The sequence below is a fragment of the Streptomyces sp. JLBJ103 genome (assembly GCF_058215575.1).
In genome coordinates, this window is the sequence record NZ_CM177089.1 from 5,817,763 (window position 1) to 5,841,932 (window position 24,170).

General features: G+C 69.5%; 22 protein-coding genes and 1 riboswitch. Of the genes, 18 read left to right on the plus strand and 4 right to left on the minus strand.

The annotated features are described in order from the left end of the window. The first annotated feature begins 193 nt into the window (after positions 1-193). The 4 genes from ctaC (at position 194) to AC4BEG_RS25710 (ending at position 4,683) form a co-directional block, all read left to right on the plus strand. A complete protein-coding gene (gene ctaC, locus AC4BEG_RS25695) occupies positions 194-1,156 on the plus strand; it encodes an aa3-type cytochrome oxidase subunit II (protein WP_490702113.1) in 963 nt (320 codons plus the stop codon). Further along, positions 1,153-2,892, plus strand: coding sequence for an aa3-type cytochrome oxidase subunit I (gene ctaD, locus AC4BEG_RS25700; protein WP_490702114.1), 1,740 nt, complete (start codon positions 1,153-1,155; stop codon positions 2,890-2,892). The genes ctaC and ctaD overlap by 4 nt, the downstream gene beginning before the upstream one ends. Further along, entirely contained in the window at positions 2,889-3,287 is a 399-nt protein-coding gene (locus AC4BEG_RS25705; RefSeq protein WP_201873976.1) for a cytochrome c oxidase subunit 4, read from the plus strand. Before ctaD ends, AC4BEG_RS25705 begins: the two co-directional genes overlap by 4 nt. 145 nt (positions 3,288-3,432) lie before the next feature. Further along, positions 3,433-4,683: a L,D-transpeptidase gene (locus AC4BEG_RS25710; RefSeq protein ID WP_490702115.1), complete on the plus strand. Its 1,251-nt coding sequence runs from the start codon at positions 3,433-3,435 to the stop codon at positions 4,681-4,683. A 47-nt stretch (positions 4,684-4,730) separates the two neighbouring features. On the opposite strand, the gene AC4BEG_RS25715 is transcribed toward AC4BEG_RS25710, so the two are convergent. Next, the gene (locus AC4BEG_RS25715; RefSeq protein WP_490702116.1) at positions 4,731-5,132 is read right to left on the minus strand and encodes a hypothetical protein; all 402 of its coding nucleotides are present in this window, start codon (positions 5,130-5,132) and stop codon (positions 4,731-4,733) included. Positions 5,133-5,331: 199 nt separating this feature from the next. Between AC4BEG_RS25715 and ctaE the strand changes: the two genes are divergently transcribed. From ctaE to AC4BEG_RS25745, 6 genes are all read left to right on the plus strand, one after another. Beyond that, a complete protein-coding gene (gene ctaE, locus AC4BEG_RS25720; RefSeq protein WP_362434792.1) occupies positions 5,332-5,952 on the plus strand; it encodes an aa3-type cytochrome oxidase subunit III in 621 nt (206 codons plus the stop codon). A gap of 68 nt (positions 5,953-6,020) precedes the next feature. Further along, positions 6,021-6,830 (plus strand): cytochrome bc1 complex diheme cytochrome c subunit, encoded by an 810-nt coding sequence (gene qcrC, locus AC4BEG_RS25725; RefSeq protein ID WP_490702117.1) that lies wholly within the window; start codon positions 6,021-6,023, stop codon positions 6,828-6,830. Further along, positions 6,827-7,885, plus strand: a complete 1,059-nt coding sequence (qcrA, locus tag AC4BEG_RS25730) for a cytochrome bc1 complex Rieske iron-sulfur subunit (protein WP_490702118.1) — start codon at positions 6,827-6,829, stop codon at positions 7,883-7,885. Before qcrC ends, qcrA begins: the two co-directional genes overlap by 4 nt. Beyond that, a complete protein-coding gene (qcrB, locus tag AC4BEG_RS25735) occupies positions 7,882-9,519 on the plus strand; it encodes a cytochrome bc1 complex cytochrome b subunit (RefSeq protein ID WP_490702119.1) in 1,638 nt (545 codons plus the stop codon). Before qcrA ends, qcrB begins: the two co-directional genes overlap by 4 nt. Before the next feature lie 237 nt (positions 9,520-9,756). Next, positions 9,757-10,830 (plus strand): anthranilate phosphoribosyltransferase, encoded by a 1,074-nt coding sequence (trpD, locus tag AC4BEG_RS25740; protein ID WP_490702120.1) that lies wholly within the window; start codon positions 9,757-9,759, stop codon positions 10,828-10,830. Between the two features lie 79 nt (positions 10,831-10,909). Further along, a riboswitch (SAM riboswitch) is annotated at positions 10,910-11,027 on the plus strand. A 207-nt stretch (positions 11,028-11,234) separates the two neighbouring features. Beyond that, positions 11,235-12,632, plus strand: coding sequence for an aminotransferase class V-fold PLP-dependent enzyme (locus AC4BEG_RS25745; RefSeq protein WP_490702121.1), 1,398 nt, complete (start codon positions 11,235-11,237; stop codon positions 12,630-12,632). Positions 12,633-12,723: 91 nt separating this feature from the next. Here the strand turns inward: AC4BEG_RS25745 and AC4BEG_RS25750 are convergent, their stop codons facing one another. Beyond that, positions 12,724-13,005, minus strand: a complete 282-nt coding sequence (locus AC4BEG_RS25750) for an Lrp/AsnC family transcriptional regulator (RefSeq protein WP_490702122.1) — start codon at positions 13,003-13,005, stop codon at positions 12,724-12,726. Then, positions 13,002-13,724 carry a rhomboid family intramembrane serine protease gene (locus AC4BEG_RS25755; protein ID WP_490702123.1) on the minus strand — a complete coding sequence of 241 codons (723 nt, stop codon included), beginning with the start codon at positions 13,722-13,724 and terminating at the stop codon, positions 13,002-13,004. Before AC4BEG_RS25755 ends, AC4BEG_RS25750 begins: the two co-directional genes overlap by 4 nt. 187 nt (positions 13,725-13,911) lie before the next feature. Here AC4BEG_RS25755 and AC4BEG_RS25760 point away from each other — a divergent pair, with 187 nt between their 5' ends. The 6 genes from AC4BEG_RS25760 (at position 13,912) to AC4BEG_RS25785 (ending at position 20,696) form a co-directional block, all read left to right on the plus strand. Next, positions 13,912-14,157, plus strand: coding sequence for a hypothetical protein (locus tag AC4BEG_RS25760; protein WP_362434813.1), 246 nt, complete (start codon positions 13,912-13,914; stop codon positions 14,155-14,157). A 17-nt stretch (positions 14,158-14,174) separates the two neighbouring features. After that, positions 14,175-15,536: an NYN domain-containing protein gene (locus tag AC4BEG_RS25765; protein ID WP_490702124.1), complete on the plus strand. Its 1,362-nt coding sequence runs from the start codon at positions 14,175-14,177 to the stop codon at positions 15,534-15,536. A gap of 271 nt (positions 15,537-15,807) precedes the next feature. Continuing rightward, positions 15,808-16,833 (plus strand): C40 family peptidase, encoded by a 1,026-nt coding sequence (locus tag AC4BEG_RS25770; protein ID WP_490702125.1) that lies wholly within the window; start codon positions 15,808-15,810, stop codon positions 16,831-16,833. 282 nt (positions 16,834-17,115) lie between these two features. Next, a complete protein-coding gene (locus AC4BEG_RS25775) occupies positions 17,116-18,174 on the plus strand; it encodes a C40 family peptidase (RefSeq protein ID WP_490702126.1) in 1,059 nt (352 codons plus the stop codon). Between the two features lie 32 nt (positions 18,175-18,206). After that, a complete protein-coding gene (locus AC4BEG_RS25780) occupies positions 18,207-19,484 on the plus strand; it encodes a hypothetical protein (RefSeq protein WP_490702127.1) in 1,278 nt (425 codons plus the stop codon). Between the two features lie 69 nt (positions 19,485-19,553). Further along, positions 19,554-20,696 (plus strand): glycosyltransferase family 4 protein, encoded by a 1,143-nt coding sequence (locus tag AC4BEG_RS25785; RefSeq protein WP_490702128.1) that lies wholly within the window; start codon positions 19,554-19,556, stop codon positions 20,694-20,696. Between the two features lie 83 nt (positions 20,697-20,779). Here AC4BEG_RS25785 and AC4BEG_RS25790 read toward each other — a convergent pair whose 3' ends face one another. Further along, positions 20,780-22,576: an AMP-dependent synthetase/ligase gene (locus AC4BEG_RS25790; RefSeq protein ID WP_490702129.1), complete on the minus strand. Its 1,797-nt coding sequence runs from the start codon at positions 22,574-22,576 to the stop codon at positions 20,780-20,782. 256 nt (positions 22,577-22,832) lie between these two features. Here AC4BEG_RS25790 and AC4BEG_RS25795 point away from each other — a divergent pair, with 256 nt between their 5' ends. Next, a complete protein-coding gene (locus tag AC4BEG_RS25795) occupies positions 22,833-23,597 on the plus strand; it encodes a metallophosphoesterase family protein (RefSeq protein WP_490702130.1) in 765 nt (254 codons plus the stop codon). A 66-nt stretch (positions 23,598-23,663) separates the two neighbouring features. After that, entirely contained in the window at positions 23,664-24,104 is a 441-nt protein-coding gene (locus AC4BEG_RS25800) for an SRPBCC family protein (RefSeq protein ID WP_201874000.1), read from the plus strand. The last annotated feature ends 66 nt before the right edge of the window (positions 24,105-24,170 follow it).

The following is a 24,170-nucleotide window of genomic DNA, read 5'->3' on the forward strand; positions in this document are numbered from 1 at the left end:
CTGGCGGAGGGGGTCATTCCACCCCATCGGGGTGCGGCCCGGCGCGTTGGGCACCCTGGCCGCGCGGCCCCAAATAGCGTCCAGTAGGGTTTGGTCCGCATAAACATCCAAACCCCTGCCCGCACCGGGCCGGCGACCGACCCACAAACGGCCGCGGCCGACCGCGCGGGCGAGACTCTCGGGAAGGCGCTACGTGAGTCCCAACGGCTCCGACCGCTCGTCGCGGCGCCCGGTGCGGCGGAAGCTGCTGCAGGCGCTGGCCGCGGGCTTGGTCCTGGCGACCGCCACCGGTTGCACATCGAAGGACTTCCCCCGCCTCGGAATGCCCACCCCGGTCACGGAGGAGGCGCCGCGGATCCTCTCCCTCTGGCAGGGTTCGTGGGCGGCTGCGCTCGCCACGGGCGTTCTGGTCTGGGGCCTGATCCTGTGGGCGGTCATCTTCCACCGCCGCAGCAGGACCAAGATCGAGGTTCCCGCTCAGACCCGGTACAACATGCCCATCGAGGCGCTGTACACCGTGGTCCCGATCATCATCGTCTCGGTGCTGTTCTACTTCACCGCGCGCGATGAGAACGCTCTTCTGAAGACCTCCAAGAAGCCGGACCACGTCGTCAACGTCGTGGGCTACCAGTGGAGCTGGGGCTTCAACTACATGGAGAACGTGGACGGGAAGACCGCCACTCCGAAGCAGACCGCCAAGGAGATCAAGGCCATCCCCGACCGGATGCTCTCCGCGGTGCCCAAGGGCGCCGAGGGCGTCTACGACGCGGGTGTCCCCGGCCAGCGGAACCCCCAGACCGGAAACCCGGGGCCCACCCTGTGGCTGCCCAAGGGTGAGTCGGTCCAGTTCATCCTGACCTCCCGCGATGTCATCCACTCCTTCTGGGTGGTCCCCTTCCTGATGAAGATGGACGTCATCCCGGGGCACACCAACCGCTTCGAGGTCACCCCGAACCGCGAGGGCACCTTCATGGGCAAGTGCGCCGAGCTGTGCGGCGTCGACCACTCCCGGATGCTCTTCAACGTCAAGGTAGTCTCGCCGGAGCGCTACCAGCAGCACCTGAAGGACCTGGCGAAGAAGGGCCAGACCGGCTACATCCCGGCGGGCATTGAGCAGACGGACGCTGCCAAGAACGCGGAGACCAATAACACATGAGCATCCTCAACGAACCTCAGGGTGCCGACGTCACCGACTCGTATGAGAACGAGTTGCCGGTGCGCCGCAAGCAGCCCGGCAATGTCGTCGTCAAGTGGCTGACCACCACCGACCACAAGACGATCGGCACGCTCTACCTCGTCACGTCGTTCGCGTTCTTCTGCATCGGCGGCCTGATGGCGCTCTTCATGCGCGCCGAGCTGGCCCGCCCGGGTACGCAGATCATGTCGAACGAGCAGTTCAACCAGGCGTTCACCATGCATGGCACGATCATGCTGCTGATGTTCGCCACCCCGCTGTTCGCGGGCTTCACGAACTGGATCATGCCGCTCCAGATCGGTGCGCCCGATGTGGCGTTCCCGCGGCTGAACATGTTCGCGTACTGGCTGTACCTCTTCGGCTCGCTGATCGCGGTGGGTGGTTTCCTCACTCCGCAGGGCGCGGCCGACTTCGGCTGGTTCGCCTACTCCCCGCTGTCGGACGCGGTCCGTTCACCGGGTGTGGGCGCGGACATGTGGATCATGGGTCTGGCCTTCTCCGGCTTCGGCACGATCCTCGGTGCGGTCAACTTCATCACCACCATCATCTGCATGCGCGCTCCGGGCATGACGATGTTCCGGATGCCGATCTTCGTCTGGAACGTTCTGCTCACCGCGGTGCTGGTGCTGCTGGCCTTCCCGGTGCTGGCCGCCGCGCTGTTCGCCCTGGAGGCGGACCGTAAATTCGGGGCCCATGTCTTCGACGCGGCCAATGGCGGAGCATTGCTCTGGCAACACCTCTTCTGGTTCTTCGGCCATCCAGAGGTGTACATCATCGCGCTGCCGTTCTTCGGGATCATTTCCGAGATCATTCCGGTCTTCTCCCGCAAGCCGATGTTCGGTTACATCTCGCTGATCGCCGCGACGATCTCGATCGCCGGTCTGTCGGTCACGGTCTGGGCGCACCACATGTATGTGACGGGCGGCGTACTGTTGCCGTTCTTCTCCTTCATGACGTTCCTGATCGCGGTTCCGACCGGTATCAAGTTCTTCAACTGGATCGGCACCATGTGGAAGGGGTCGCTGAGCTTCGAGACCCCGATGCTCTGGGCGATCGGCTTCCTGATCACCTTCACCTTCGGTGGTCTGACCGGTGTCATCCTGGCCTCGCCGCCGATGGACTTCCACGTCTCGGACTCGTACTTCGTGGTGGCCCACTTCCACTACGTGGTGTTCGGCACCGTGGTGTTCGCGATGTTCGCCGGCTTCCACTTCTGGTGGCCGAAGTTCACCGGCAAGATGCTGGACGAGCGGCTCGGCAAGATCACCTTCTGGACGCTGTTCATCGGCTTCCACGGCACGTTCCTGGTGCAGCACTGGCTCGGTGCGGAGGGCATGCCCCGCCGCTACGCCGACTACCTGGCGGCCGACGGCATCACCACGCTGAACACGATCTCCACGATCGCCTCGTTCCTGCTCGGTCTGTCGATCCTGCCGTTCTTCTACAACGTCTGGAAGACCGCCAAGTACGGCAAGAAGGTCGAGGTCGACGACCCGTGGGGCTACGGCCGTTCGCTGGAGTGGGCGACCTCCTGCCCGCCGCCGCGGCACAACTTCCTCACGCTGCCGCGGATCCGCTCCGAATCTCCGGCCTTCGATCTGCACCACCCGGAGATCGCGGCGCTCGACCAGCTCGAGAACCACGGTGCCTCCGACGATGACAAGGCCCTCGCGGGTGGCAAGGAGGCCGGCAAGTGAAGGTCCAAGGCCGGATGTTCATCTGGCTCGCCGTCTTCATCCTGATCATGGCCATCGTGTATGGCGTGTGGTCCAAGGAACCGGCGGGCACCACCGCGCTCTTCCTCGCCTTCGGTCTGAGCGTCATGATCGGCTACTACCTGGCGTTCACCGCGCGCCGGGTGGATGTCGGGGCGCAGGACAACAAGGACGCGGACGTCGCCGACGACGCCGGTGAGCTGGGATTCTTCTCCCCGCACAGCTGGCAGCCGCTGTCCCTGGGCTTCGGTGGCGCGCTGGCCTTCCTCGGTGTGGTCTTCGACTGGTGGCTGCTCTACTTCTCGGCCCCGATCATCATGGTCGGTCTGTTCGGCTGGGTCTTCGAGTACTACCGCGGCGAGAACCAGAACCAGTAACCGGTTCTCGTACCGGCTGAGCACGGGGCCCGGACACCTTCCGAAGGTGTCCGGGCCCCGCGCGTATCTCCTCCCATTCCGGCGGGCGTCACTCCGGTGCTTCACTCCGCGCGCCGTCCCGGGCGGCCGTTCATAGCGTGTGTCCATGAGCCACACATCGCGATCACCTCGAACCCGGGCGGTGCTCACCTGCACCCTGCTGGTGGCGTCGTTGATGGCGGGACTCAGCGGCTGCGGGGGCCCTTCCTCCAACCCGCTCTCCGCCAAGCCGTACGACGCCGCCGACCAGATCTCGTTCAGCGGCGACGGGGGGGACCACAAGGCCGATCCGGACAAGCCACTGGAAGTGACGTCCAAGGGCGACGACGGCCGGATCACGGACGTCACCGCCACCGACGCCGCGGGGCGCTACGTCCGGGGCGAGCTGACCGAGGACGGCAGCCGCTGGCGCAGCACCGTGCCGCTGGCCGCCGGAGCGCACTACACGCTCCGGGTGAGCACGGAGGACTCCAACGGGGCGCCCGGCCGCCGGACCATCGACTTCACCACCAGCTCCGCCCACAGGCTGCTGAAGGTCACCTTCGGGCCGAAGGCGGGGGAGTACGGGGTCGGGCAGCCCGTCACCGCCAAGCTGAGCCGGCCGGTGAAGGACCCCTCGGCCCGGTCCGTGGTGGAGCGTGCCCTGAAGGTGGACTCACAGCCCGCGGTGGACGGTGTCTGGCACTGGGTGGACAACAAGACCCTGCACTACCGTCCGCAGGACTACTGGCCCGCCCACGCCACCATCAATGTGCACTCCAACCTCAAGGGCATCAGGATCGGCGGCGGGCTCTACGGCGGTGACGCCAAGTCGCTGAAGCTGACCACCGGTGACCGCATCGAGGCCCTCACCGACTCCGGCACCCACCAGATGACGGTGAAGCGCAATGGAGTGCCGATCCGGACCATTCCGATCACCACCGGTATGCCCGGATTCGATACCCGCAATGGCGTCAAGGTGATCCTCGCCAAGGAGTCCGCGGTGCGGATGACCGGCGCCAGTATCGGCCTCGGCAACTCCTACGACCTGATGGTCTACTGGGCGGCCCGGGTCACCTGGAGCGGTGAGTACGTGCACGCCGCGCCGTGGTCCACCGGATCCCAGGGCGTGGCCAACGTCAGCCACGGCTGCACCGGTATGAGCACGGAGAACGCCCAGTGGTTCTTCAACACCGTGAAGCTCGGCGACGTCGTCAAGGTCGTGAACAGCAACGGCGCCGATATGACGACGTTCGACAACGGCTACGGCGACTGGAACATGGCCTGGAACGACTGGCGTCAGGGCAGTGCCCTCGCCGCCGGTCAGCGGGACGGCTCGACCCCGGCCGACTCGGCCCGGCTCCGGCCCCAGGTGTGACGGTGGCGACAGCCGTGACCGCCCCGGCCGTCAGGAGACCCCTGCGGTCAGGCGCTCACGGCCGGCCGCGTGCGGAGCAGCCCGGCCAGCGCGTCCGCCAGGGCCACCGGGTCCACCGGATGGGTGACCGCGGCCTCCGCGCGGCTCCAGGTGGCCAGCCAGGCGTCCTGCGGGCGGCCGATGAGCAGCAGCACCGGCGGACAGCGGAAGACCTCGTCCTTGATCTGCCGGCAGACGCCCATCCCGCCCGCGGGCACCGCCTCGCCGTCCAGCACACAGGCGTCGATACCGCCCTCCTCCAGCGCCGTCAGGACGGCGGGGAGGGTCGCGCACTCCAGGAACTCCACCGGGGGCACATCGGCTGCGGGCCGCCGTCCGACGGCGAGCCGCACCTGCTCGCGGGTGCTCGCGTCATCGCTGTAGACCAGCACCGTGGCGGTAGGCCGCATCGTGTCCTCCGGATGAACTAAGTGATCCGCTGGGCTCCTGTGGCGGATGCTACTCCGGTACAGCCGCCCGGAGGAGGGGGCGTACGGATCTCTACCCCCTTCGAGGGACTGCCCGGAAGGGCGCCGACGAGCAGGGCCGATGGCGTTGACACTCCGAACGGCACCCCCGGGAGTGAGGGCCGGATAAGCGACCGACATAATGTCGGTCGTGGCGACAGCAACAGCAGTAGATACCGGGCACGCGCACCCGTCGGTCAACCGGCCGAACCTCACCAGCGTCGGAACCATCATCTGGCTGAGTTCCGAGCTGATGTTCTTCGCGGCCCTCTTCGCGATGTACTTCACCCTGCGATCGGTGACCGGAGCCGAGCACTGGAAGGAAATGGCGTCCGCGCTGAACTTCCCGTTCTCGGCGACGAACACCACGATCCTGGTGCTCTCCTCCCTCACCTGCCAGCTCGGCGTCTTCGCCGCCGAGCGCGGCGACGTGAAGAAGCTGCGCACCTGGTTCGTGATCACCTTCATCATGGGCGCTATCTTCATCGGCGGTCAGATCTTCGAATACACCGAGCTGGTCAAGCACGAGGGGCTCTCGCTCTCGTCCGACCCGTACGGCTCGGTGTTCTATCTGACCACCGGCTTCCACGGAATGCATGTGACGGGCGGCCTCATCGCCTTCCTGCTGGTCCTGGGCAGGACGTACGCGGCCAAGAGGTTCACCCACCAGCAGGCGACGGCGGCCATCGTCGTGTCCTACTACTGGCACTTCGTCGATGTCGTCTGGATCGGCCTCTTCGCCACGATCTACATGATCAAGTAAGCCGGTCACCGCACCGGAACCACGTCCTTAAAGCACCGACGCAGAAGATCCTGACACCGGGGTAATCCGTGAAAAAGCTCTCCGCACGACGGCGCCATCCGCTGGCTGCGCTCGTCGTCCTACTCTTCGCGCTGGCGGTCACTGGGGGGCTGTACGCCGCGTTCTCGCCGAGCGAGGCGAAGGCTGATGACAGCTCCGCCCAGTCCCTCGCCATCGAGGAGGGCAAGAAGCTCTATGCCGTTGGCTGCGCCAGCTGCCACGGCACGGGCGGTCAGGGGTCCTCCGACGGCCCGAGCCTGGTCGGCGTCGGGTCCGCCGCCGTCGACTTCCAGGTCGGCACCGGCCGGATGCCCGCCCAGCAGCCGGGCGCCCAGATGCCGAAGAAGAAGAAGGTGTACACGGACGCCGAGACCGAGCAGCTCGCCGCGTACATCGCCTCGCTCGGCGCCGGCCCGGTGACGCCCACCAAGAGTCAGTACAACATCGATGGCGCGGACGTCGCGAAGGGCGGAGAGCTCTTCCGTACCAACTGCGCGCAGTGCCACAACTTCGCCGGCAAGGGCGGTGCCCTGACCAACGGCAAGTACGCGCCCGCCCTCGATGGCGTGAGTCCCAAGCACCTGTACGAGGCCATGCAGACCGGCCCGCAGGCCATGCCGAACTTCCCCGACACCACGATGCCGGAGAAGTCGAAGCAGGACATCATCGCGTACCTCGACACGGTCAACAGCGACAAGACCAAGACCCCCGGTGGCCTTGAGCTCGGCGGGCTCGGCCCGGTCAGCGAGGGACTGTTCGCCTGGATCTTCGGCATGGGCGCCCTGATCGTCCTCACCATCTGGGTCGCCGCCCGGACCGCAAAGGCCAAGAAGTCATGAGTAGCCACGAGATTCCAGAAGCAGACGAGCAGCTGCCCGAGAAGCGGGAGTCCGCCGAGGGCGCGGTGGAGGTCTCCGAGGACCCCTTCGCCGATCCGGGCATGCCGCCGCACGAGCACCGCAAGCAGGACATCGACGAGCGGGCCGCCAAGCGCTCCGAGCGCACCGTCGCCCTGCTCTTCACGTCCTCGATGCTGGCCACGATCGCCTTCATCGCCGCGTATGTGGCGATCCCGGTGGACAAGTACATCTATGTCTTCCCGATCGGCCACATCAGCGCGCTCAACTTCACGCTCGGCCTGACGCTCGGCGTCGCCCTCTTCGGCATCGGCGCGGGCGCGGTCCACTGGGCCCGCACCCTGATGTCCGATGTGGAGATCGCCGACGAGCGCCACCCGATCGAGGCCAGCCCCGAGGTCAAGGCCAAGGTCATGGCGGACTTCCGGGCCGGTGCCGCCGAGTCCGGGTTCGGCCGCCGCAAGCTGGCGCGCAACACCCTCTTCGGTGCCCTGGCGCTGGTGCCGCTCTCCGGCGTGGTGCTGCTGGGTGGCCTCGGCCCGATGCCCGGCACCAAGCTGCGGCACACCAAGTGGGCCAAGGGCAAGCTGCTGATGAACCAGAACACGATGCAGCCGCTGCGCCCCGAGGACATCGCCGTCGGCTCGCTGACCTTCGCCATGCCCGAGGGCATGAAGGAGGACCAGCACGACTTCCAGACGGAGATCGCCAAGGCCGCCCTGATGCTGATCCGGCTCCAGCCGGAGGACATCAAGGACAAGCGCGAGCTGGACTGGTCGCACGACGGCATCGTCGCGTTCTCGAAGATCTGCACACACGTCGGCTGCCCGATCAACCTGTACGAGCAGCAGACCCACCACGTCCTGTGCCCCTGTCACCAGTCGACCTTCGACCTCTCCGACGGTGGCCGAGTGATCTTCGGTCCCGCCGGGCATGCGCTGCCCCAGCTGCACATCACGGTGAATGACGAGGGGTACCTCGAAGCCATGGGCGACTTCCCGGAGCCCGTCGGTCCTGCTTTCTGGGAGCGCGGATGAGTACTGCACAGGCCAACGACGACGGGCGGCGCGGCAAAGCGTCCGCGGGCGAGCGCGTTGCTGACTGGGCCGACGGCCGGCTGGGCATCTACAGCATGGCCAAGGCCAATATGCGCAAGATCTTCCCGGACCACTGGTCCTTCATGCTGGGTGAGGTCGCGCTCTACAGCTTCATCATCATCATCCTCACGGGTGTGTATCTGACGCTGTTCTTCCACCCGAGCATGGGCGAGGTCGTCTACCACGGCCCGTACGAGCCCATGCAGGGCGTGCGGATGTCGGAGGCGTTCGCCTCCACGCTCGACATCAGCTTCGAGGTGCGCGGCGGTCTGCTGATCCGGCAGATCCACCACTGGGCCGCGCTGATCTTCCTCGCCGCGATGTTCGTGCACATGATGCGGGTGTTCTTCACCGGTGCGTTCCGCAAGCCGCGTGAGATCAACTGGCTGTTCGGCTTCCTGCTGTTCTTCCTCGGCATGCTGACCGGCTTCACCGGCTACTCGCTCCCCGACGACCTGCTCTCCGGTACCGGTCTGCGGTTCATCGAGGGTGTGTTCCTGTCGGTCCCGGTCATCGGCACCTACATCACGATGTTCGTGTACGGCGGCGAGTTCCCCGGCACGGATCTGATCGCCCGGCTCTACCCGGTCCACGTCCTGCTGCTGCCGGGCATCATGCTCGGTCTGCTGGTGGCGCACCTGATCCTGGTCTTCTACCACAAGCACACGCAGTACCCCGGGGCCGGAAAGACCAACAAGAACGTGGTCGGCATGCCTCTGCTGCCGGTCTACATGGCCAAGGCGGGCGGCTTCTTCTTCCTGGTCTTCGCCGTGATCGCGGTCCTCTCCGCGATCGCCACGATCAACCCGATCTGGACCATCGGTCCCTACCGGCCGGACCAGGTGTCCACCGGTGCCCAGCCCGACTGGTACATGGGCTTCGCCGAGGGTCTGGTCCGTGTGATGCCGGGCTGGGAGATCAATCTCTGGGGCCACACGCTCGTCCTGGGTGTGTTCATCCCGATCGTGCTGTTCCCCGTGGTGCTGCTGGCGATGGGCGTCTACCCGTTCATCGAGTCGTGGATCACCGGTGACAAGCGTGAGCACCACATCCTGGACCGCCCGCGCAACGCCCCGACCCGTACCGCCTTCGGTGTGGCGTGGCTGACCGCGTACTTCGTGATGCTGATCGGTGGTGGAAACGACCTCTGGGCGACCCACTTCCATCTGTCGATCAACGCGATCACATGGTTCGTCCGGATCGGCTTCTTCGCCGGCCCGGTGCTGGCCTTCATCGCCACCCGGCGGATCTGCATGGGCCTCCAGCGCCGTGACCGCGACAAGGTGCTGCACGGCCGGGAGACCGGCATCATCAAGCGGCTGCCGCACGGTGAGTTCGTCGAGGTCCATGAGCCGCTCTCGCAGGAGCAGCTGCACACGCTGACCCAGCACGAGCAGCCGAAGCCGTTCGAGGTCGGCCCGGCGGTCGACGAGAACGGGGTCGCGCGGAAGATAAAGCGTTCGCAGAAGCTCCGCTCGAAGCTCTCCAAGGGCTACTACGGCGAGCAGGCAGTGATCCCGAAGCCGACCCGTGAGGAGTACCAGGAAATCACTAGTGGCCACGGCCACCACTGATCCCTTCGTACCCCGCTGACGCCACCCACAGACCAGGGCCCCGGCCCGGACCACCACGGTCCGGCCGGGGCCCTGGCCGTTCGGATGAGCGTGGTGGCCGGCTGTGTCCGCCGGTTTCCGGCCACCGGGGGCTCGGCATCCTGGACCACGTCGCCGCTAGGCTAACGGCGGGGCCGACCGCGGACACCTGTGCGGATCCCCCTTCCCCTGCCCACCCCACGGATCCAGGAGCGGACCATGGACGTTGTGACCCCAGCCGGAGGCGACAGCACCTCGGCGGGCCGCACCTGGCCGGATGTGCTCACCTCACTGCTCGACGGCCAGGACCTCAGCGCCGATGACACCGCCTGGGCCATGGACCGGATCATGTGCGGTGAGGCCACCGACGCACAGATCGCCGGATTCATCGTGGCGCTGCGGGCCAAGGGCGAGACCGTGGCCGAGGTGTCCGGGCTCGTCCGGACCATGTACGAGCACGCCACAGTGATCGAGGTCCCCGGGGACACCGTCGACATCGTCGGCACCGGCGGCGACCGCGCCAAAACCGTCAATATCTCGACGATGTCGGCGCTGGTGGTGGCCGGTACCGGAGCGCGGGTGGTCAAGCACGGCAACCGCGCCGCGTCCTCCGCCAGCGGAGCCTCCGACGTCCTGGAGAAGCTGGGCGTCAATCTCGATCTGACCCCGCGGCGGGTCGTCGAGGTGGCCGAGGAGGCGGGGATCACCTTCTGCTTCGCGGTGAAGTTCCACCCGTCGCTGCGCCATGTCGCCGCCGCCCGCCGGGAGTTGGGCATCGGCACCACGTTCAACATCCTCGGCCCGCTCACCAACCCGGCCCGGGTGCGCACCCAGGCGACCGGTGTGGCGGACGCCCGGATGGCCCCCCTGGTCGCCGGTGTGCTGGCCGACCGCGGCTCGTCCGCGCTGGTCGTCCGGGGCGACGACGGCCTCGACGAGCTGACCGTGACCGCGACCTCCCAGGTGTGGGTGGTGCGGAACGGCACCGTACGCCAGGAGACCTTCGACCCGCGCGACGTCGGTATCGACTTCGTCCCGGTGGAGGCCCTGCGCGGCGCCGACGCCTCGTACAACGCGGATGTGACACGCCGGCTGCTGGCGGGGGAGACCGGGCCGGTCCGGGACGCGGTGCTGCTCAACTCGGCCGCCGCGCTGGCCGCGCTGGACCCCGAGCCGGGCGCCAAGACGCTCACCGAGCAGATCGCGGAGGGGCTGACGCGCGCCGCGGAGTCCATTGACTCGGGGGCGGCACGCAACGCCCTGGAGCGATGGGTACGCGCCAGCAACGCGTAAGGCCTGCCGTCCCACCGCCCTTGCCCGGATGCCGGACAGGGGCGGTGCGTCGTTTCTTCGTATGGCATACTCCTGGCCAGGTCACGAGTGACAGCGACTACGGCCCCGGCCCGCTGTCCGGCAACCCTCCGTCCGTGGCGGGGTGCCCCGGGTGATGACCAGGCCGCAGGCAGCGAGGTCTGCGGCAAGCGCGGACCCCTCGCACTAGGGGTCCTGGTGGTCGAGGGAGTTCTTCCGTGACGCAGCGAATGCTTTAGGGCCGGACGGCCCGTATCCCACAGCCTCCGCGCGGTGCCCTGTTCCGTGCGTTGAGCGATTTTCCACGCCCGCACCGGCGGTGAACCGCCGGGTCCGCGTGTGACGCATTCACGCCTTCACGCCTTCGCCTTCCGGGAGAATTCGCCATGTCCGTGCGCCCTGCCGCCTCCGTTGCCCCCGCTGCCGCTGATGTCTCCGCCGCCGATGTCTGTGAGCCGTTGCCCGTGCTCGGCGCCGATGTCCTCGTGCCGCTGGTCACCGGTGGTGAGGTGACCTACGCCGCGCTCGACTACGCCGCCAGCGCCCCCGCCCTCCAGCGGGTCTGGGACGACATCGCCGCCTACGCCCCGTACTACGGCAGCGTCCACCGCGGTGCCGGGTACCTCTCGCAGCTGTCCACCGATCTGTTCGAGAACAGCCGCGCGGACGTCGCCGCGTTCCTCGGCTGCCGCGCGGATGACCAGGTCGTCTTCACCCGCTCCACCACCGATGCGCTCAACCTGCTGGCCGCGGTGCTGCCGTCCGGTACCGAGGTCTTCGTCTTCGAGACCGAGCACCACGCCTCGCTGCTGCCGTGGGAGCAGCGCGAGGACGTCCGCGTGCGCTACCTCAGCGCGCCGCGCTCCCCGCGGCAGGCCGTCGAGACGCTGGAGCGGGCGCTCGCGGAGCGGACCGGGGGTCCCGCCCTGGTGTGCGTGACCGGTGCGTCCAATGTGACCGGTGAGCTGTGGCCGGTACGGGAGCTGGCCGCCGCGGCCCACGCCCACGGCGCCCGTATCGTCCTCGACGCCGCCCAGCTCGCCCCCCACCACCCGGTCGACATCGCGGCGGAGGACGTCGACTGGGTCGCCTTCTCCGGGCACAAGCTGTACGCCCCCTTCGGGGCCGGAGTGCTGGCCGGACGCGCCGACTGGCTCCGCGAGGCGCGCCCGTACCTGGCGGGCGGCGGCGCCAGCCGCAAGGTCGCCCGGCGGGACGACGGCGGGGTGGACGTCGAGTGGCACACCACCGCCGCCCGGCACGAGGCGGGTTCGCCGAACGTCATCGGCGTCTACGCCATCGCCTCCGCCTGCAAGGCGCTGACCGAGGCCGGATTCGACGGACTGGTCGCCCGTGAGCGGCAGTTGATCGCCGCGGTCCGGGAGGGCCTGGCGGAGGTGCCGGAGGTGCGGGTGCTCTCGCTGTTCGGCGAGGACGCCCCGCGGGTGGGGGTGCTGTCGTTCGTGGTGGACGGCTGGAACAGCTCGCACTTCGCGGCCGCGCTCTCCGCGGAGTACGGCATCGGTGTCCGCGACGGCCTCTTCTGCGCCCACCCGCTGGTCCGCACACTGCTGGGCAGCGAGCCGGAGGAGCCGGGCGAATGCGGCGCCCCCGAGGCCGCGCCGGGCGAGCGCTCCCTGAACGCGATCCGCGTCAGCTTCGGCGCGGGCACCCCGGACGAGCATGTGGACCGCTTCGTCCGCGCGGTGAAGGAACTGGTCCGCGACGGCGCCCAGTGGACCTACCGCACCGAAGACGGCCGCTGCGTCCCCGCCCGCGACTGACCCCCATCGGTCCGGTGCCCCGCCCCGGCGCCCAGCCGGGGCCAGGGCGGAGCCCCGTGAGGGGGTCGGGGGAGCCCCGGAGGTGGGTGGGTCAGCCGTCGAGGCCGATGGCGAAGGCCGCTTCCAGGTCGTGCTGGGAGTACGTACGGAAGGCGATGTGCGTCTCCGTGGCGGCCACCCCGGGGACCTTGCTGATCTTGCCCGGGATGATGTCCGCGAGGTCGTCGTGCTCGGCCACCCGCACCATCGCGATCAGGTCGTGCGCACCGGTGACCGAGTAGACCTCGCTCACACCCTCCAGCGCGGCGATCTTCTCTGCGATCTCCGGAATCCGGTCCACGCTGGTCTTGATGAGCACGATCGAAGTGATCATGGCTGGCTTTCTCCCTCGCTGGACCTGACTGCGCCGCCCACTCTAGCCGTCCGCCCGAAGCGCGCCCACGCGTAGAGGAAGCCGAGGGTGAAGCCCACCAGATGGGCCAGATACGCCACCCCCGGGTGGTCGTTGGCCTCGCGGGCGGCGAGCCACTGGAGGGCGACCCAGAAGGCCAGGACCACCCAGGCGGGGAAGCGCAGCGGCATGAAGAACAGGAACGGGAAGAGGCTGGTGACCCGGGCGCGGGGGAAGAGCCAGAGAAACGCGCCGAGGACCCCGGAGATCGCTCCGGAGGCGCCGACCAGGGTCTGCCCGGAGTCGGCGTGGGCCGCGGCGTAGCCCAGGAGCGCCAGATAGCCGGTAGCGAGGTAGAAGAGGGCGAATTGCACTCGTCCCATGCGCTGCTCGGTCATCGCACCGAAGACGTAGAGAAACAGCATGTTTCCCAGCAGGTGCAGCCAGTTGCCGTGGACGAAGAGCGCGGTGAGCGGGGTCAGCGGCTGACCGGGCCCGCCGCTCCACAGGGCGCTGGGGACCACCCCCCAGCGCTCGAAGTAGGCGGACTGGGCCTGGAGCAGCTCCCCGCCCGTGCCGTACTCGGGGTTGAGGCCGGAGGCCGGGCCGAGGACGAAGATCAGGCAGCAGATGACGATGAAGGTGTACGTCATCAGGGGGCGGCCGGACGTCTCACCGGAACCCTCAGACGTATCGATCATGGCCAGATCATCGCGTACCGGGCACAACCTGCCCAGAGCGCCTCGCCGCGCGGTGTCGAGGGGCGGTATGGGCACGGCACGGGCCAGGGCTCAGGCCGTAGGGTTACAGGACGCCCCTGAGCCCCGGATCTGAGCCCCTGAGATCCGACCCCCGAGAGACGAGCAGAGAAGCGAGGCCCCGAGACCGATGGCCGTTCCCACGCCGACAGCCGAGACCCGCTGGCGTTGCACGCTGTGCGGCAACCTCACCCGATTCGATGTGACCCGCTCGACGAAGGCCGTGGAGTATGTCCATCTCGACCTGGCCGGGGAGCCGAAGGTCGAGGAGCGCGAGGTGGTCAGTGAGACCATTGAGTCAGTGCGCTGTCGCTGGTGCAACGCGGTCGACCAGATCGAGCTGGTGGACCGGCCGAGTACGGGTGCGAGCGCCTGAGAACGGAGCGATGACAGGTGGTGGAGCGGACGGGCGGCCCCGGGGCGGCCGGTGACGCCGAGGGCGTCACCGAGGCGCTCGACCGCCCCCTGCCGGAAGGGGTGCGGCGGCGTGTCGTGGGGCTCGTCGCGGACGCCTTCGGCGGCCTGACGGTCACCGAATTGCCTGCCCAGCTCCGGCAGTACGCCCGTTTCACGCCGACCCGCCGCGCGAAGTTCGCGGGGAACGCGATGGCCGCCGCGGTGGAGAGCGACCCGGTCTTCCGGCAGCGGATCGCGGCACGGCTGCGCGAGACCCAGCCGGAGCTGTCGGAGGCCATCGAGGGCGGTTCGCCGCCCGCCGCGGCCGATCCGGTGGATGTCGCCGCGGTGGCGTACGTCCTGCGTCCGACCGGCTGGGTGAAGCTGGTCGACGCGGCCGGTGAGGAGGCGCAGCGGGCCTCGGCCGAGCGGGCCGGGGAGGAGGCCGAGCGGGAGCTCCAGCGGCTGCGCGAGGAGCTGGCGGAGGCCAGGGCCGCGGCGCGCAACGAGACGGAGCGGGTGCGCGGGGAGCTGGAGGCGGCGCGCAAGGAGGGCGACGCGCTCCAGCGCAAGCTGCGCAGCGCGCAGAGCGATGTGAAGCGCGGTGCCGCGGCGCTGCGCAAGGCCGAGGCCGAGCTGGAGGCCGTACGGTCCGAGGCGGCCGTGCGGCAGGCGACCGCGGACGGTGAGGCGCGGCGGCTGCGGGCCCGGCTCGCGGAGACCGAGTCGGCGCTGGAGGCGAGCCGCCGGGCGGTGCGCGAGGGCCGCAGCGTGGAGGACATGCGGGTGCGGCTGTTGCTGGACACGGTGCTGGACGCGGCGCAGGGCCTGCGGCGCGAACTGGCGCTGCCGCCCGCTTCGATGCGCCCCGCCGACACGGTGGACGCGGTGGAACCGGGCCGGATGACCCCCAAGGACATAGCGACCAGAGCGCTGTCCGAAACCGATCCGGCCCTGCTGGACCAGCTGCTCGCGCTGCCGCAGGCGCATTTGGTGGTGGATGGCTACAACGTCACCAAAACCGGCTATCCGACCATGCCGTTGGAGAAGCAGCGGCTGCGGCTGCTGGGCGGTCTCGCGGTGCTGGCGGCCCGGACCGGCGCGGAGATGACCTGTGTCTTCGACGGTGCGGAGCTGGCCGCTCCGGTGCTGCTGGCGCCACCGCGCGGGGTGCGGGTGCTGTTCAGCAAGCCAGGGGTGACGGCGGACGAGTTGATCCGGCAGCTGGTGCGGGCCGAGCCGCCGGGCCGGCCGGTGGTCGTGGTGTCGACCGACCGCGAAGTGGCGGACGGGGTGGCGCGCGCCGGTGCGCGTCCGGTGGCATCGGCCCTGTTGCTGAAGCGACTTGCCCGGACCTGAATGAAGTCTGATTATCAGCGCAGCGTCAATTGGCCGCTACTGCCCGTGTGATGTTTGTAAAAGATGTGCTCGGAGGGGCATTTTTTTGCCGTTGGGATTTGAACGGATCACGGCAGGGTCACTATCGTCGCCTCGAACCTCCGCGCGGTTGATCATCCATCGGGGATGACAGCGGGGGTACCGCCGAGTCCGCGAGCGCTTTTTTGCGGAGCCGGGGTTTCGACCCCCCACCCACCCGGTAGGCGGCTGGAGGAAGAAGGAGCTCGCCTTCGTGGCGTCCCACCGTCGACCCAAGCAGCCGAGCCGCACTCGGGTGACCGTCCTCACCGCGACCGCCGCTGCGGCCGTCGCCCTCACTTCCCAGGCCGCCCAGGCTGCTCCCAAGCAGGACAAGAAGGACGTCAAGGAGCAGGTCGACAAGCTCTACGAAGAGGCGGAGCAGGCCACCGAGAAGTACAACGGGGCCAAGGAGAAGCAGACCAAGCTCGAGAAGCAGGTCGGGGACCTCCAGGACAAGGTGGCGCGCGGCCAGGAGGAGCTGAACAAGCTGCGCGACGGCCTCGGTTCGATGGCCACCGCCCAGTACCGCTCCGGCGGTATCGACCCCTCGGTGCAGCTGCTGCTCTCCTCCGACCCGGACACCTACCTCGACAAGGCGTCCACGCTCAGCCAGTTGAGTGGCAAGCAGGCCGAGCAGCTGCGCAAGATCGGCGACAAGCAGCGCTCCCTCAAGCAGCAGCGCGAGCAGGCGTCCACCAAGCTGACGGACCTGGCGGACACCCGTAAGGCGCTGGGCGAGAAGAAGTCGGAGATCCAGGGCAAGCTCTCCAAGGCCCAGAAGCTCCTCAACAGCATCTCCGCCAAGGAGCGCGCCGCCCTCGCCGCCAAGGAGCAGGAGCGCGCCAACCGCTCCAGCGAGCGTGTGAACCTGGGCCATGACGTGCCCGACTCGCAGCGCGCGGCCGCCGCGCTGGCCGCCGCCAAGACCAAGATCGGCTCCCCGTATGTGTGGGGCGCGACCGGTCCCTCCTCCTTCGACTGCTCCGGGCTCACCGGCTGGGCGTACCAGCAGGCCGGGGTGCAGCTGCCGCGTATCTCCCAGGATCAGGCCAACGCCGGTACCCGGATCGGCCGCGGTGAGCTCAAGCCCGGCGACCTGGTGCTCTTCTACGGCGATCTGCACCACATAGGTCTGTACGCGGGCAACGGGCAGGTGCTGCACGCCCCCAAGCCCGGCGCCAACGTCCGCTTCGAGGCGATGGACAACATGCCGTTCCAGTTCGGCGTGCGGATCTGAGCCACTGAGCGGCTCTCCGCTCGGACACACCCTCGAGAACCAGGCGTCGAAACATCGGGAAAGCCGTCCGATCGGGCGAATCCCCACACCTTCCCCTGGCTCCCGCCCCGTCGGTGACCTGCGTCTCCGGCGGGGCGTCCGCGTCTGCGCACCCCTTTCCGCGTTTGGACACCGCGTAGTCACCCGGCTACTGTCTGCCCGCAGTTCGTTCCGGTACGACGGAACCCACCCTGCGGAACCCGGTACAGCGGGGCCCCGCACCGCGGAAGGAGTGCGGCTTTCATGGCGTCATGTCGCCGCGTCCCGAAGCCCGGCCTCGGCCGGGCGACCGTCTGGACCGCCGCCACGGCGGCCGCCGCGGCCACCGCCGCCGCCCTGGGAGCCGGTTCCGCCGGAGCCGAACCGCACGACCCCGCCGACGGCCATCCCGCCGCCCGGCTGCTGAGCAACCGGATCGAGCGCCTCTACGCGGAGGCGGAGCGGGCCACCGAGCGCTTCAACGCGGCCGAGGCCCGCACCGATACGCTGCGCCGCCAGGTGGACCGGATCCAGGATCGCGTCGCCCGCGGCCAGGAGCGGGTCAACCGGATGCGGGTGGCCCTCGGGGCGTTCGCGGGCGGGCAGTACCGCAGCGGCGGCGTCGACCCGGGCCTTGCGCTGATCCTCTCCGAGGAGCCCGCCGCCTACCTCGACAAGGCCACCACCCTCGAGCGCATCGGCCACCGCCAGAGCGCCCAGCTGCGGGTCCTCCAGGAGGCCCAGCGCACCCTGCGCCAGCAGCGCGCCGCGGCCGCCGCGAACCTGGTGCGGCTGGAACACAGCCGAAAGGCCGTGGCCCGCCACAAGCGGGATGTACAGCGCAAGTTGGCCATCGCGCGGCGGATGGTCAATGAACTGTCCCCGGACGAGCGCGCGGCATACGCACGCGTCTCGCGTGACGGGCGCGGCGCCTACGGCGTCCCCGGTGCCTTCACCGGGTCGCTACCGCCGTCCTCCCCACGGGCCGCGGCGGCGTTCGGCGCGGCCCGCGCGGCCCTCGGACAGCCGTACGCCTGGGGCCAGGCCGGGCCCACCGCCTTCGACTGCTCGGGGCTGACCCAGTGGGCCTACGCCCGCGCCGGAGTGGCCATTCCGCGCACCTCCCAGGCCCAGTCCGGGGCCGGACAGCAGGTGCCGCTGTCCCAGGCCCGCCCCGGCGATCTGGTCGTCTATCGCGCCGACGCCAGCCATGTGGCGATGTACGCGGGCAACGGCCAGGTGATCCACGCCCCCCACCCCGGGGCGCGGGTCCGCTACGACCCCGTCGGCATGATGCCGATCTCTTCCGTCACACGCGTCTGAACCCGGCCGCGCGGGCTCGTACGATCTATGGCGTGGTGGGTCGGTGGAGGTCGGGTGGATGGCGGGCGCTGCTGTGCCTGCCGCTGGTGTGGGTGCTGCCGGTGGCGGCGCTGACCGGATGCGGTCAGGTGACCGGCTCCGACGACCCCCTGGGGCGGGACACCCGGTCCGTGCAGCACATGCTCGACCGGCGGGCCGAAGCGGTCCGTGAACGGAACGCCGCCGCCTTCCTGGCCACCGTGGACCGCGGCTCCCGGCACTACCGGGACGAGCAGCGCCGGGTGTTCCGGCAGCTGGCCGCCGTACCGCTGCGCTCCTGGAGCTACCGGCTGGTGCGCACCGGCGGCTTCCAGCCCGCGCTGGGCGGCGGCCGCCGCCTGGCCGCACAGGTCGAACTCCACTACCGGCTGGCGGGTTACGACACCGCGCCTGCGGTCTCCGCTCAGCACCTGACGCTGGCGCAGCGCGGCGGCAGTTGGTACGTCGCCTCCGACGACGGTGTGGTCGACGGCAAGCACTCCGGCGAGCAGCTGTGGGACCAGGGCCGGGTGGAGGTGGTGCGCGGTGCGCACACCCTTGTGCTCGGCGTCGGCCACAAGCGGCGGCTGCTGCGCGACGTGGCCGACGCCGCGGACCGCGCGGTGCCCGCGCTCAGCAGGGTGTGGCCCGGTGTCTGGGCCGGGCGGATCGTGGTCGAGGTCCCGGCCGATCTGGACCGGATGGCCGCGCTGCTGGGCGCCTCCCCGAACGGCTACCGCGGAATCGCGGCCGTCACCACGGGGGAGACCGGCGGGAACGCCGGCCGCCCCTCGGCCGCCGACCGCGTGATCGTCAACCCCGAGGCGTACGAGGTCCTCGGCGACTTCGGCCACCAGGTCGTGATCACCCATGAGGCGACCCATGTGGCCACCCGCTCCGCCACCACCGCCACCACCCCGCTGTGGCTCTCGGAGGGGTTCGCCGACTGGGTCGGCTATCGCACCCCCGGCCGTACCCCCGGCGAAGTCGCCCCGGAGCTGGCCGACTCCGTGGCCTCCGGCCATCTGCCGCGCGCCCTTCCGCGCGACGACGACTTCCGCTTCGGCAGCGATCCGGACCGGCTCTCCCAGGCGTACGAGCAGGGCTGGCTGGCCTGTCGGCTCATCGCAGACCGGTGGGGGGCGCGGAAGCTGGTGGAGTTCTACCGCGCGGTCGGCGAGGCGCCCCGGCGCTCCGGGGCGGTGGAGTCGGCGCTGCACCGGGTGCTGGACATGAGTCCGGAGGAGTTCACGGACGCATGGCGTAAGTACATGGCGACGGAGCTGGGGTAGTACGACCTGCTTCCGCCGCCTCGCCCCGGGCCCGCGGAGCGCCGCCGCAACCCGGTACTGTCGGCGGCGATGGACAAGACCCTGCTTGTGACCAACGACTTTCCGCCCCGCCCCGGCGGCATCCAGGCGTTCCTGCACAACATCGCGCTGCGCCTGGACCCGGAGCGGATCGTCGTCTACGCCTCCACCTGGAAGCGCGGCCAGGAGGGCACCGAGGCCACCGCCCGCTTCGACGCCGAGCAGCCGTACCGCGTGGTCCGCGACCGTACGACGATGCTGCTGCCCACTCCGCGGGTCACCCGCCGCGCCACCGCGCTGCTGCGGGAACACGGCTGCACCTCGGTGTGGTTCGGCGCCGCCGCGCCGCTGGGCCTGATGGCCCCGGCGCTGCGCAAGGCCGGGGCGCGGCGGCTGGTGGGGACCACGCACGGACACGAGGCCGCCTGGGCGCAACTGCCCGCCTCCCGCACCCTGCTGCGGCGGATCGGCGAGGGCACCGACACCCTGACCTACCTCGGCGAGTACACCCGCTCCCGGATCGCCGCGGCGGTCGGCCCCGAGCCCGCGTCCCGGATGGTCCAGCTGCCGCCCGGGGTGGACGAGAAGACGTTCCACCCGGGGTCGGGCGGGGACGAGATCCGGGCCCGGCTGGGGCTGGCCGACCGGCCCGTGGTGGTGTGTGTCTCCCGGCTGGTCCCGCGCAAGGGGCAGGACACGCTGATCGAGGCGATGCCGTCGATCCTGCGGCGGGTGCCGGACGCGGTGCTGCTCATCGTGGGCGGCGGCCCGTACGAGAAGGACCTGCATCGGCTGGCGGAGACCACCGGGGTGGCGGACTCGGTGCGCTTCACCGGCGCCGTGCCCTGGGAGGAACTGCCCGCCCACTACGGTGCGGGCGATGTGTTCGCCATGCCCTGCCGCACCCGCCGCGGCGGTCTTGACGTGGAAGGGCTCGGCATCGTCTATCTGGAGGCGTCCGCGACCGGACTCCCGGTGGTCGCCGGGGACTCCGGCGGTGCGCCGGACGCGGTGCTGGACGGGGAGACCGGCTGGGTGGTCCCCGGCGGCTCCGCCGAGGCGTGCGCGGAGCGGATCGTGGCCCTGCTGGAGGATCCGGAGCTGCGGCGCCGTATGGGGGAGCGGGGCCGGGAGTGGGTCGAGGAGCGCTGGCGCTGGGATCTGCTGGCCGAGCGGCTGACGTCACTGCTGTGAGGCGCCGAGCCCGCTCGGTCCGCTCCGAACAGTTCTCACGGCCGCCCCGCGGACAGCCGTGAGAACACAGCGCACACGGGGCCTCAGCCCTGGTAGATCGCCTCGATCTCGGACGCGAAGTCCTTCGCCACCACGTTTCGCTTCAGCTTCAGCGACGGGGTGACATGTCCGGAGTCCTCGGTGAACTGGGTCGGCAGGACACGGAACTTGCGCACCGACTCCGCCTTGGACACCGCCGCGTTCCCGTCGTCCACCGCGGCCTGGATCTCGGCCAGCAGATCCGCGTCGTCCCGCAGCTCGGCCACCGTGACACCCTCCGGCTTGCCGTGTTCGGCGGCCCACCGGGGCAGGAACTCCTCGTCCACGGTGACCAGCGCGCCGACGAACGGACGGCCGTCGCCGACCACCATGCACTCGGCGACCAGGGCATGGGCGCGGATCCGGTCCTCGATCACCGCCGGGGCGACGTTCTTTCCGCCCGCGGTGATGATGATCTCCTTCTTGCGGCCGGTGATGGTGAGATAGCCGTCCTCGTCGAGGGTGCCGAGGTCGCCGGTGTGGAACCAGCCGTCGGACAGCGCCTCGACGGTCGCCGCCTCGTTGTTCCAGTACTCGGTGAACAGGTGGTCGCCGTGGAGCAGCACCTCGCCGTCGTCCGCGATCCGCACCACCGAGCCCGGCATCGGCTGGCCCACCGAGCCGATCTTCTGCCGGTCCCAGGGGTTGAAGGTGGTCGCGGCGCAGGTCTCGGTGAGGCCGTAGCCCTCCAGCACGGTGAAGCCGATGCCCCGGTAGAAGTGGCCCAGCCGCGCGCCCAGCGGGGCGCCGCCGGAGATCGCGTGAGTGGCCCGGCCGCCGAGGACGTTCCGCAGCTTGCCGTAGACGAGCCGGTCGAAGACCTTGTGCGTGAACTTCAGCCGGAGGGACGGCCCGGAGGGGGTGTCCAGCGCCTTGCTGTAGGCGATGGCGGTCTCGGCCGCCTTGTCGAAGATCTTGCCCTTGCCCTCGGCCTGTGCCTTGGCCCGCGCCGAGTTGAAGACCTTCTCGAAGACCCGCGGCACCCCCAGCACCAAGGTGGGCCGGAATCCGGCGAGTTCATCGGTGAGCGTCTTGATGTCCGGGACATGGCCCAGCTTGATCGGCGCCAGCACCGCCGCGATCTCCACCAGCCGTCCGAGGACATGGGCCTCGGGGAGGAACAGCAGTACCGAGGACTCACCGGTGTTGAAGATCGGCTTCATCCGGGCCACTGCGTTGCCGCACTCGGCGAAGAAGCTGCGGTGGGAGAGCACACAGCCCTTGGGGCGGCCCGTGGTGCCCGAGGTGTAGACGATGGTGGCGGGGGAGTCCGCGTTGGCGTCCGAGGAGCGCTCGTCGACCACCTCGTCGGATACGTCCGCGCCCAGCTTGCGCAGCGCCTCGATGGCGTCGCCCTCGATCCGCCAGACGTTCTCCAGCGCGGGCAGCGAGTCCCGGACGGACTCCACGGCCGCCTCGTGCGCCCCGCTCTCGACCAGCGCGGCGACCGCGCCCGAGTCGCTCAGGATCCACTGGATCTGCTCCGGTGAACTCGTCTCGTACACCGGCACGGTGACGCCGCCCGCGCTCCAGATGGCGAAGTCCAGCAGCGTCCACTCGTAGCGGGTGCGCGACATCAGCCCCACCCGGTCGCCCGGCTGCACACCGGCCGCGATCAGACCCTTGGCGGCGGCGCGCACCTCGGCCAGGAATTCGGTCGCGGTGACGTCCTCCCACCGGCCGTTGACCTTGCGGCCGACCACAGCGACATCCGGGTGCTGGGCGGCATTGCGTCGGATGAGGTCCGTCAGATTTCCGTCGGCCGGAACCTCGTACAGGGCCGGAAGGCTGAACTCGCGCAAGACTGCTGCTCCTCGTGGGGCGCCGGACCCGCTACAGGGCATGGGGGGTGTGGTTGGACGGCCCGGACGTTACCCATCGGTACTGCCTCCGGGATAGGGGTTTCTGCCCAGATGTTCTATGCGTCACACACCGCCTTCATCCTGCCCGCAGACTAGTCGACCGGACCGACGACTGGTAAGTAACCGCAGGTAGACGCGGGGCTGCGGCGCCAGGACACCTTACGGCCCGGTGGTCGCAGGTCTTAGGGTGACACGCATGCGAGTCCACGTGGTGAGCGACGTGCACGGCAACAGCGAGGACCTGGGGAAGGCCGGTGACGGAGCGGACGCCCTGATCTGCCTCGGTGACCTCGTCCTCTTCCTCGACTACGCGGATCACTCCCGCGGGATCTTCCCCGATCTGTTCGGCGTCGAGAACGCCGACCGCATCGTCGCGCTGCGCACCGCCCGCCGCTTCGAGGAGGCGCGGGAGTTCGGCAACCGGCTGTGGGAGGGCATCGACCGCCGCGCCGCGATCGAGTCCGCCGTCCGCCGCCAGTACGCCGAGCTGTTCGCCGCGTTTCCCAGCCCGACGTACGCCACCTACGGCAATGTCGACATACCGTCTCTGTGGCCGGAGTACGCCCGTCCCGGGCTCACCGTCCTCGACGGTGAGCGCGTGCGGATCGGCGGACTGGTCTTCGGCTTCGTCGGCGGTGGTCTGCGCAGTCCGATGCGCACGCCGTACGAGATCGACGACGAGACCTACGCCGCCAAGATCGCGGCCCTCGGCGACGGGGTGGACGTGTTGTGCACCCATATCCCGCCGGACGTTCCCGAGCTTTGCTACGACACCGTGGCCCGCCGCTTCGAGCGGGGAAGTTCCGCCCTGCTCGAGGCGATTCACGAGGTCCGCCCCAGGTACGCCCTCTTCGGCCATGTCCATCAGCCGCTCGCCCGCCGGATGCGGATCGGCGCCACCGAGTGCGTCAACGTCGGACACTTCGCCTCCTCGGGCACCCCCTGGGCCCTGGAGTGGTGAGCCGCGCGCGGTAGCCTTCACCGGCAGACACCCCATGCGGCGGACCGGTACGGAGGAGCCACGGCGATGGCGGAACACACCAGCTCGAGCATCACGATCGATGCGGCACCGGCCGACGTGATGGAGGTGATCGCCGACTTCGACCGTTACCCCGAGTGGTCCGGAGAGGTGAAGGAGGCCGACATCCTCACCAAGGACGACCGCGGCCGCGCCGAGCAGGTGCGGATGGTGCTCGACGCCGGGGCGATCAAGGACGACTACACCCTCGCCTACACCTGGACCGGTGCCGACGAGGTGAGCTGGTCCCTGGTCAAGTCCCAGATGCTGCGCACCCTCGACGGTTCCTACCGGCTCGCCCCGGTCGACGGCGGCAAGCGCACCGAGGTGACGTACCAGCTGACCGTGGACGTCAAGATCCCCATGCTCGGCATGATCAAGCGCAAGGCCGAGAAGGTCATCATCGACCGCGCCCTGGCGGGCCTGAAGAAGCGCGTCGAGAACGTCTGACACCGGCCAGGGCATGTCGCATGTCCTGAGCCAGGGTCCTGAGCCAGGAGCGGCGGGGGCGGGACG

What these genes read in the sequence shown, in the direction of transcription:
- AC4BEG_RS25775 (WP_490702126.1), top strand. Translation starts at nt 17,116, where the DNA reads ATGGCGTCATGTCGCCGCGTCCCGAAGCCCGGCCTCGGCCGGGCGACC.
- AC4BEG_RS25800 (WP_201874000.1), top strand. Translation starts at nt 23,664, where the DNA reads ATGGCGGAACACACCAGCTCGAGCATCACGATCGATGCGGCACCGGCC.
- AC4BEG_RS25715 (WP_490702116.1), bottom strand. Translation starts at nt 5,132, where the DNA reads ATGCGGCCTACCGCCACGGTGCTGGTCTACAGCGATGACGCGAGCACC.
- AC4BEG_RS25785 (WP_490702128.1), top strand. Translation starts at nt 19,554, where the DNA reads ATGGACAAGACCCTGCTTGTGACCAACGACTTTCCGCCCCGCCCCGGC.
- ctaD (WP_490702114.1), top strand. Translation starts at nt 1,153, where the DNA reads ATGAGCATCCTCAACGAACCTCAGGGTGCCGACGTCACCGACTCGTAT.
- AC4BEG_RS25795 (WP_490702130.1), top strand. Translation starts at nt 22,833, where the DNA reads ATGCGAGTCCACGTGGTGAGCGACGTGCACGGCAACAGCGAGGACCTG.
- qcrB (WP_490702119.1), top strand. Translation starts at nt 7,882, where the DNA reads ATGAGTACTGCACAGGCCAACGACGACGGGCGGCGCGGCAAAGCGTCC.
- trpD (WP_490702120.1), top strand. Translation starts at nt 9,757, where the DNA reads ATGGACGTTGTGACCCCAGCCGGAGGCGACAGCACCTCGGCGGGCCGC.
- AC4BEG_RS25710 (WP_490702115.1), top strand. Translation starts at nt 3,433, where the DNA reads ATGAGCCACACATCGCGATCACCTCGAACCCGGGCGGTGCTCACCTGC.
- ctaE (WP_362434792.1), top strand. Translation starts at nt 5,332, where the DNA reads ATGTCGGTCGTGGCGACAGCAACAGCAGTAGATACCGGGCACGCGCAC.
- AC4BEG_RS25760 (WP_362434813.1), top strand. Translation starts at nt 13,912, where the DNA reads ATGGCCGTTCCCACGCCGACAGCCGAGACCCGCTGGCGTTGCACGCTG.
- AC4BEG_RS25750 (WP_490702122.1), bottom strand. Translation starts at nt 13,005, where the DNA reads ATGATCACTTCGATCGTGCTCATCAAGACCAGCGTGGACCGGATTCCG.
- AC4BEG_RS25745 (WP_490702121.1), top strand. Translation starts at nt 11,235, where the DNA reads ATGTCCGTGCGCCCTGCCGCCTCCGTTGCCCCCGCTGCCGCTGATGTC.
- qcrA (WP_490702118.1), top strand. Translation starts at nt 6,827, where the DNA reads ATGAGTAGCCACGAGATTCCAGAAGCAGACGAGCAGCTGCCCGAGAAG.
- AC4BEG_RS25755 (WP_490702123.1), bottom strand. Translation starts at nt 13,724, where the DNA reads ATGATCGATACGTCTGAGGGTTCCGGTGAGACGTCCGGCCGCCCCCTG.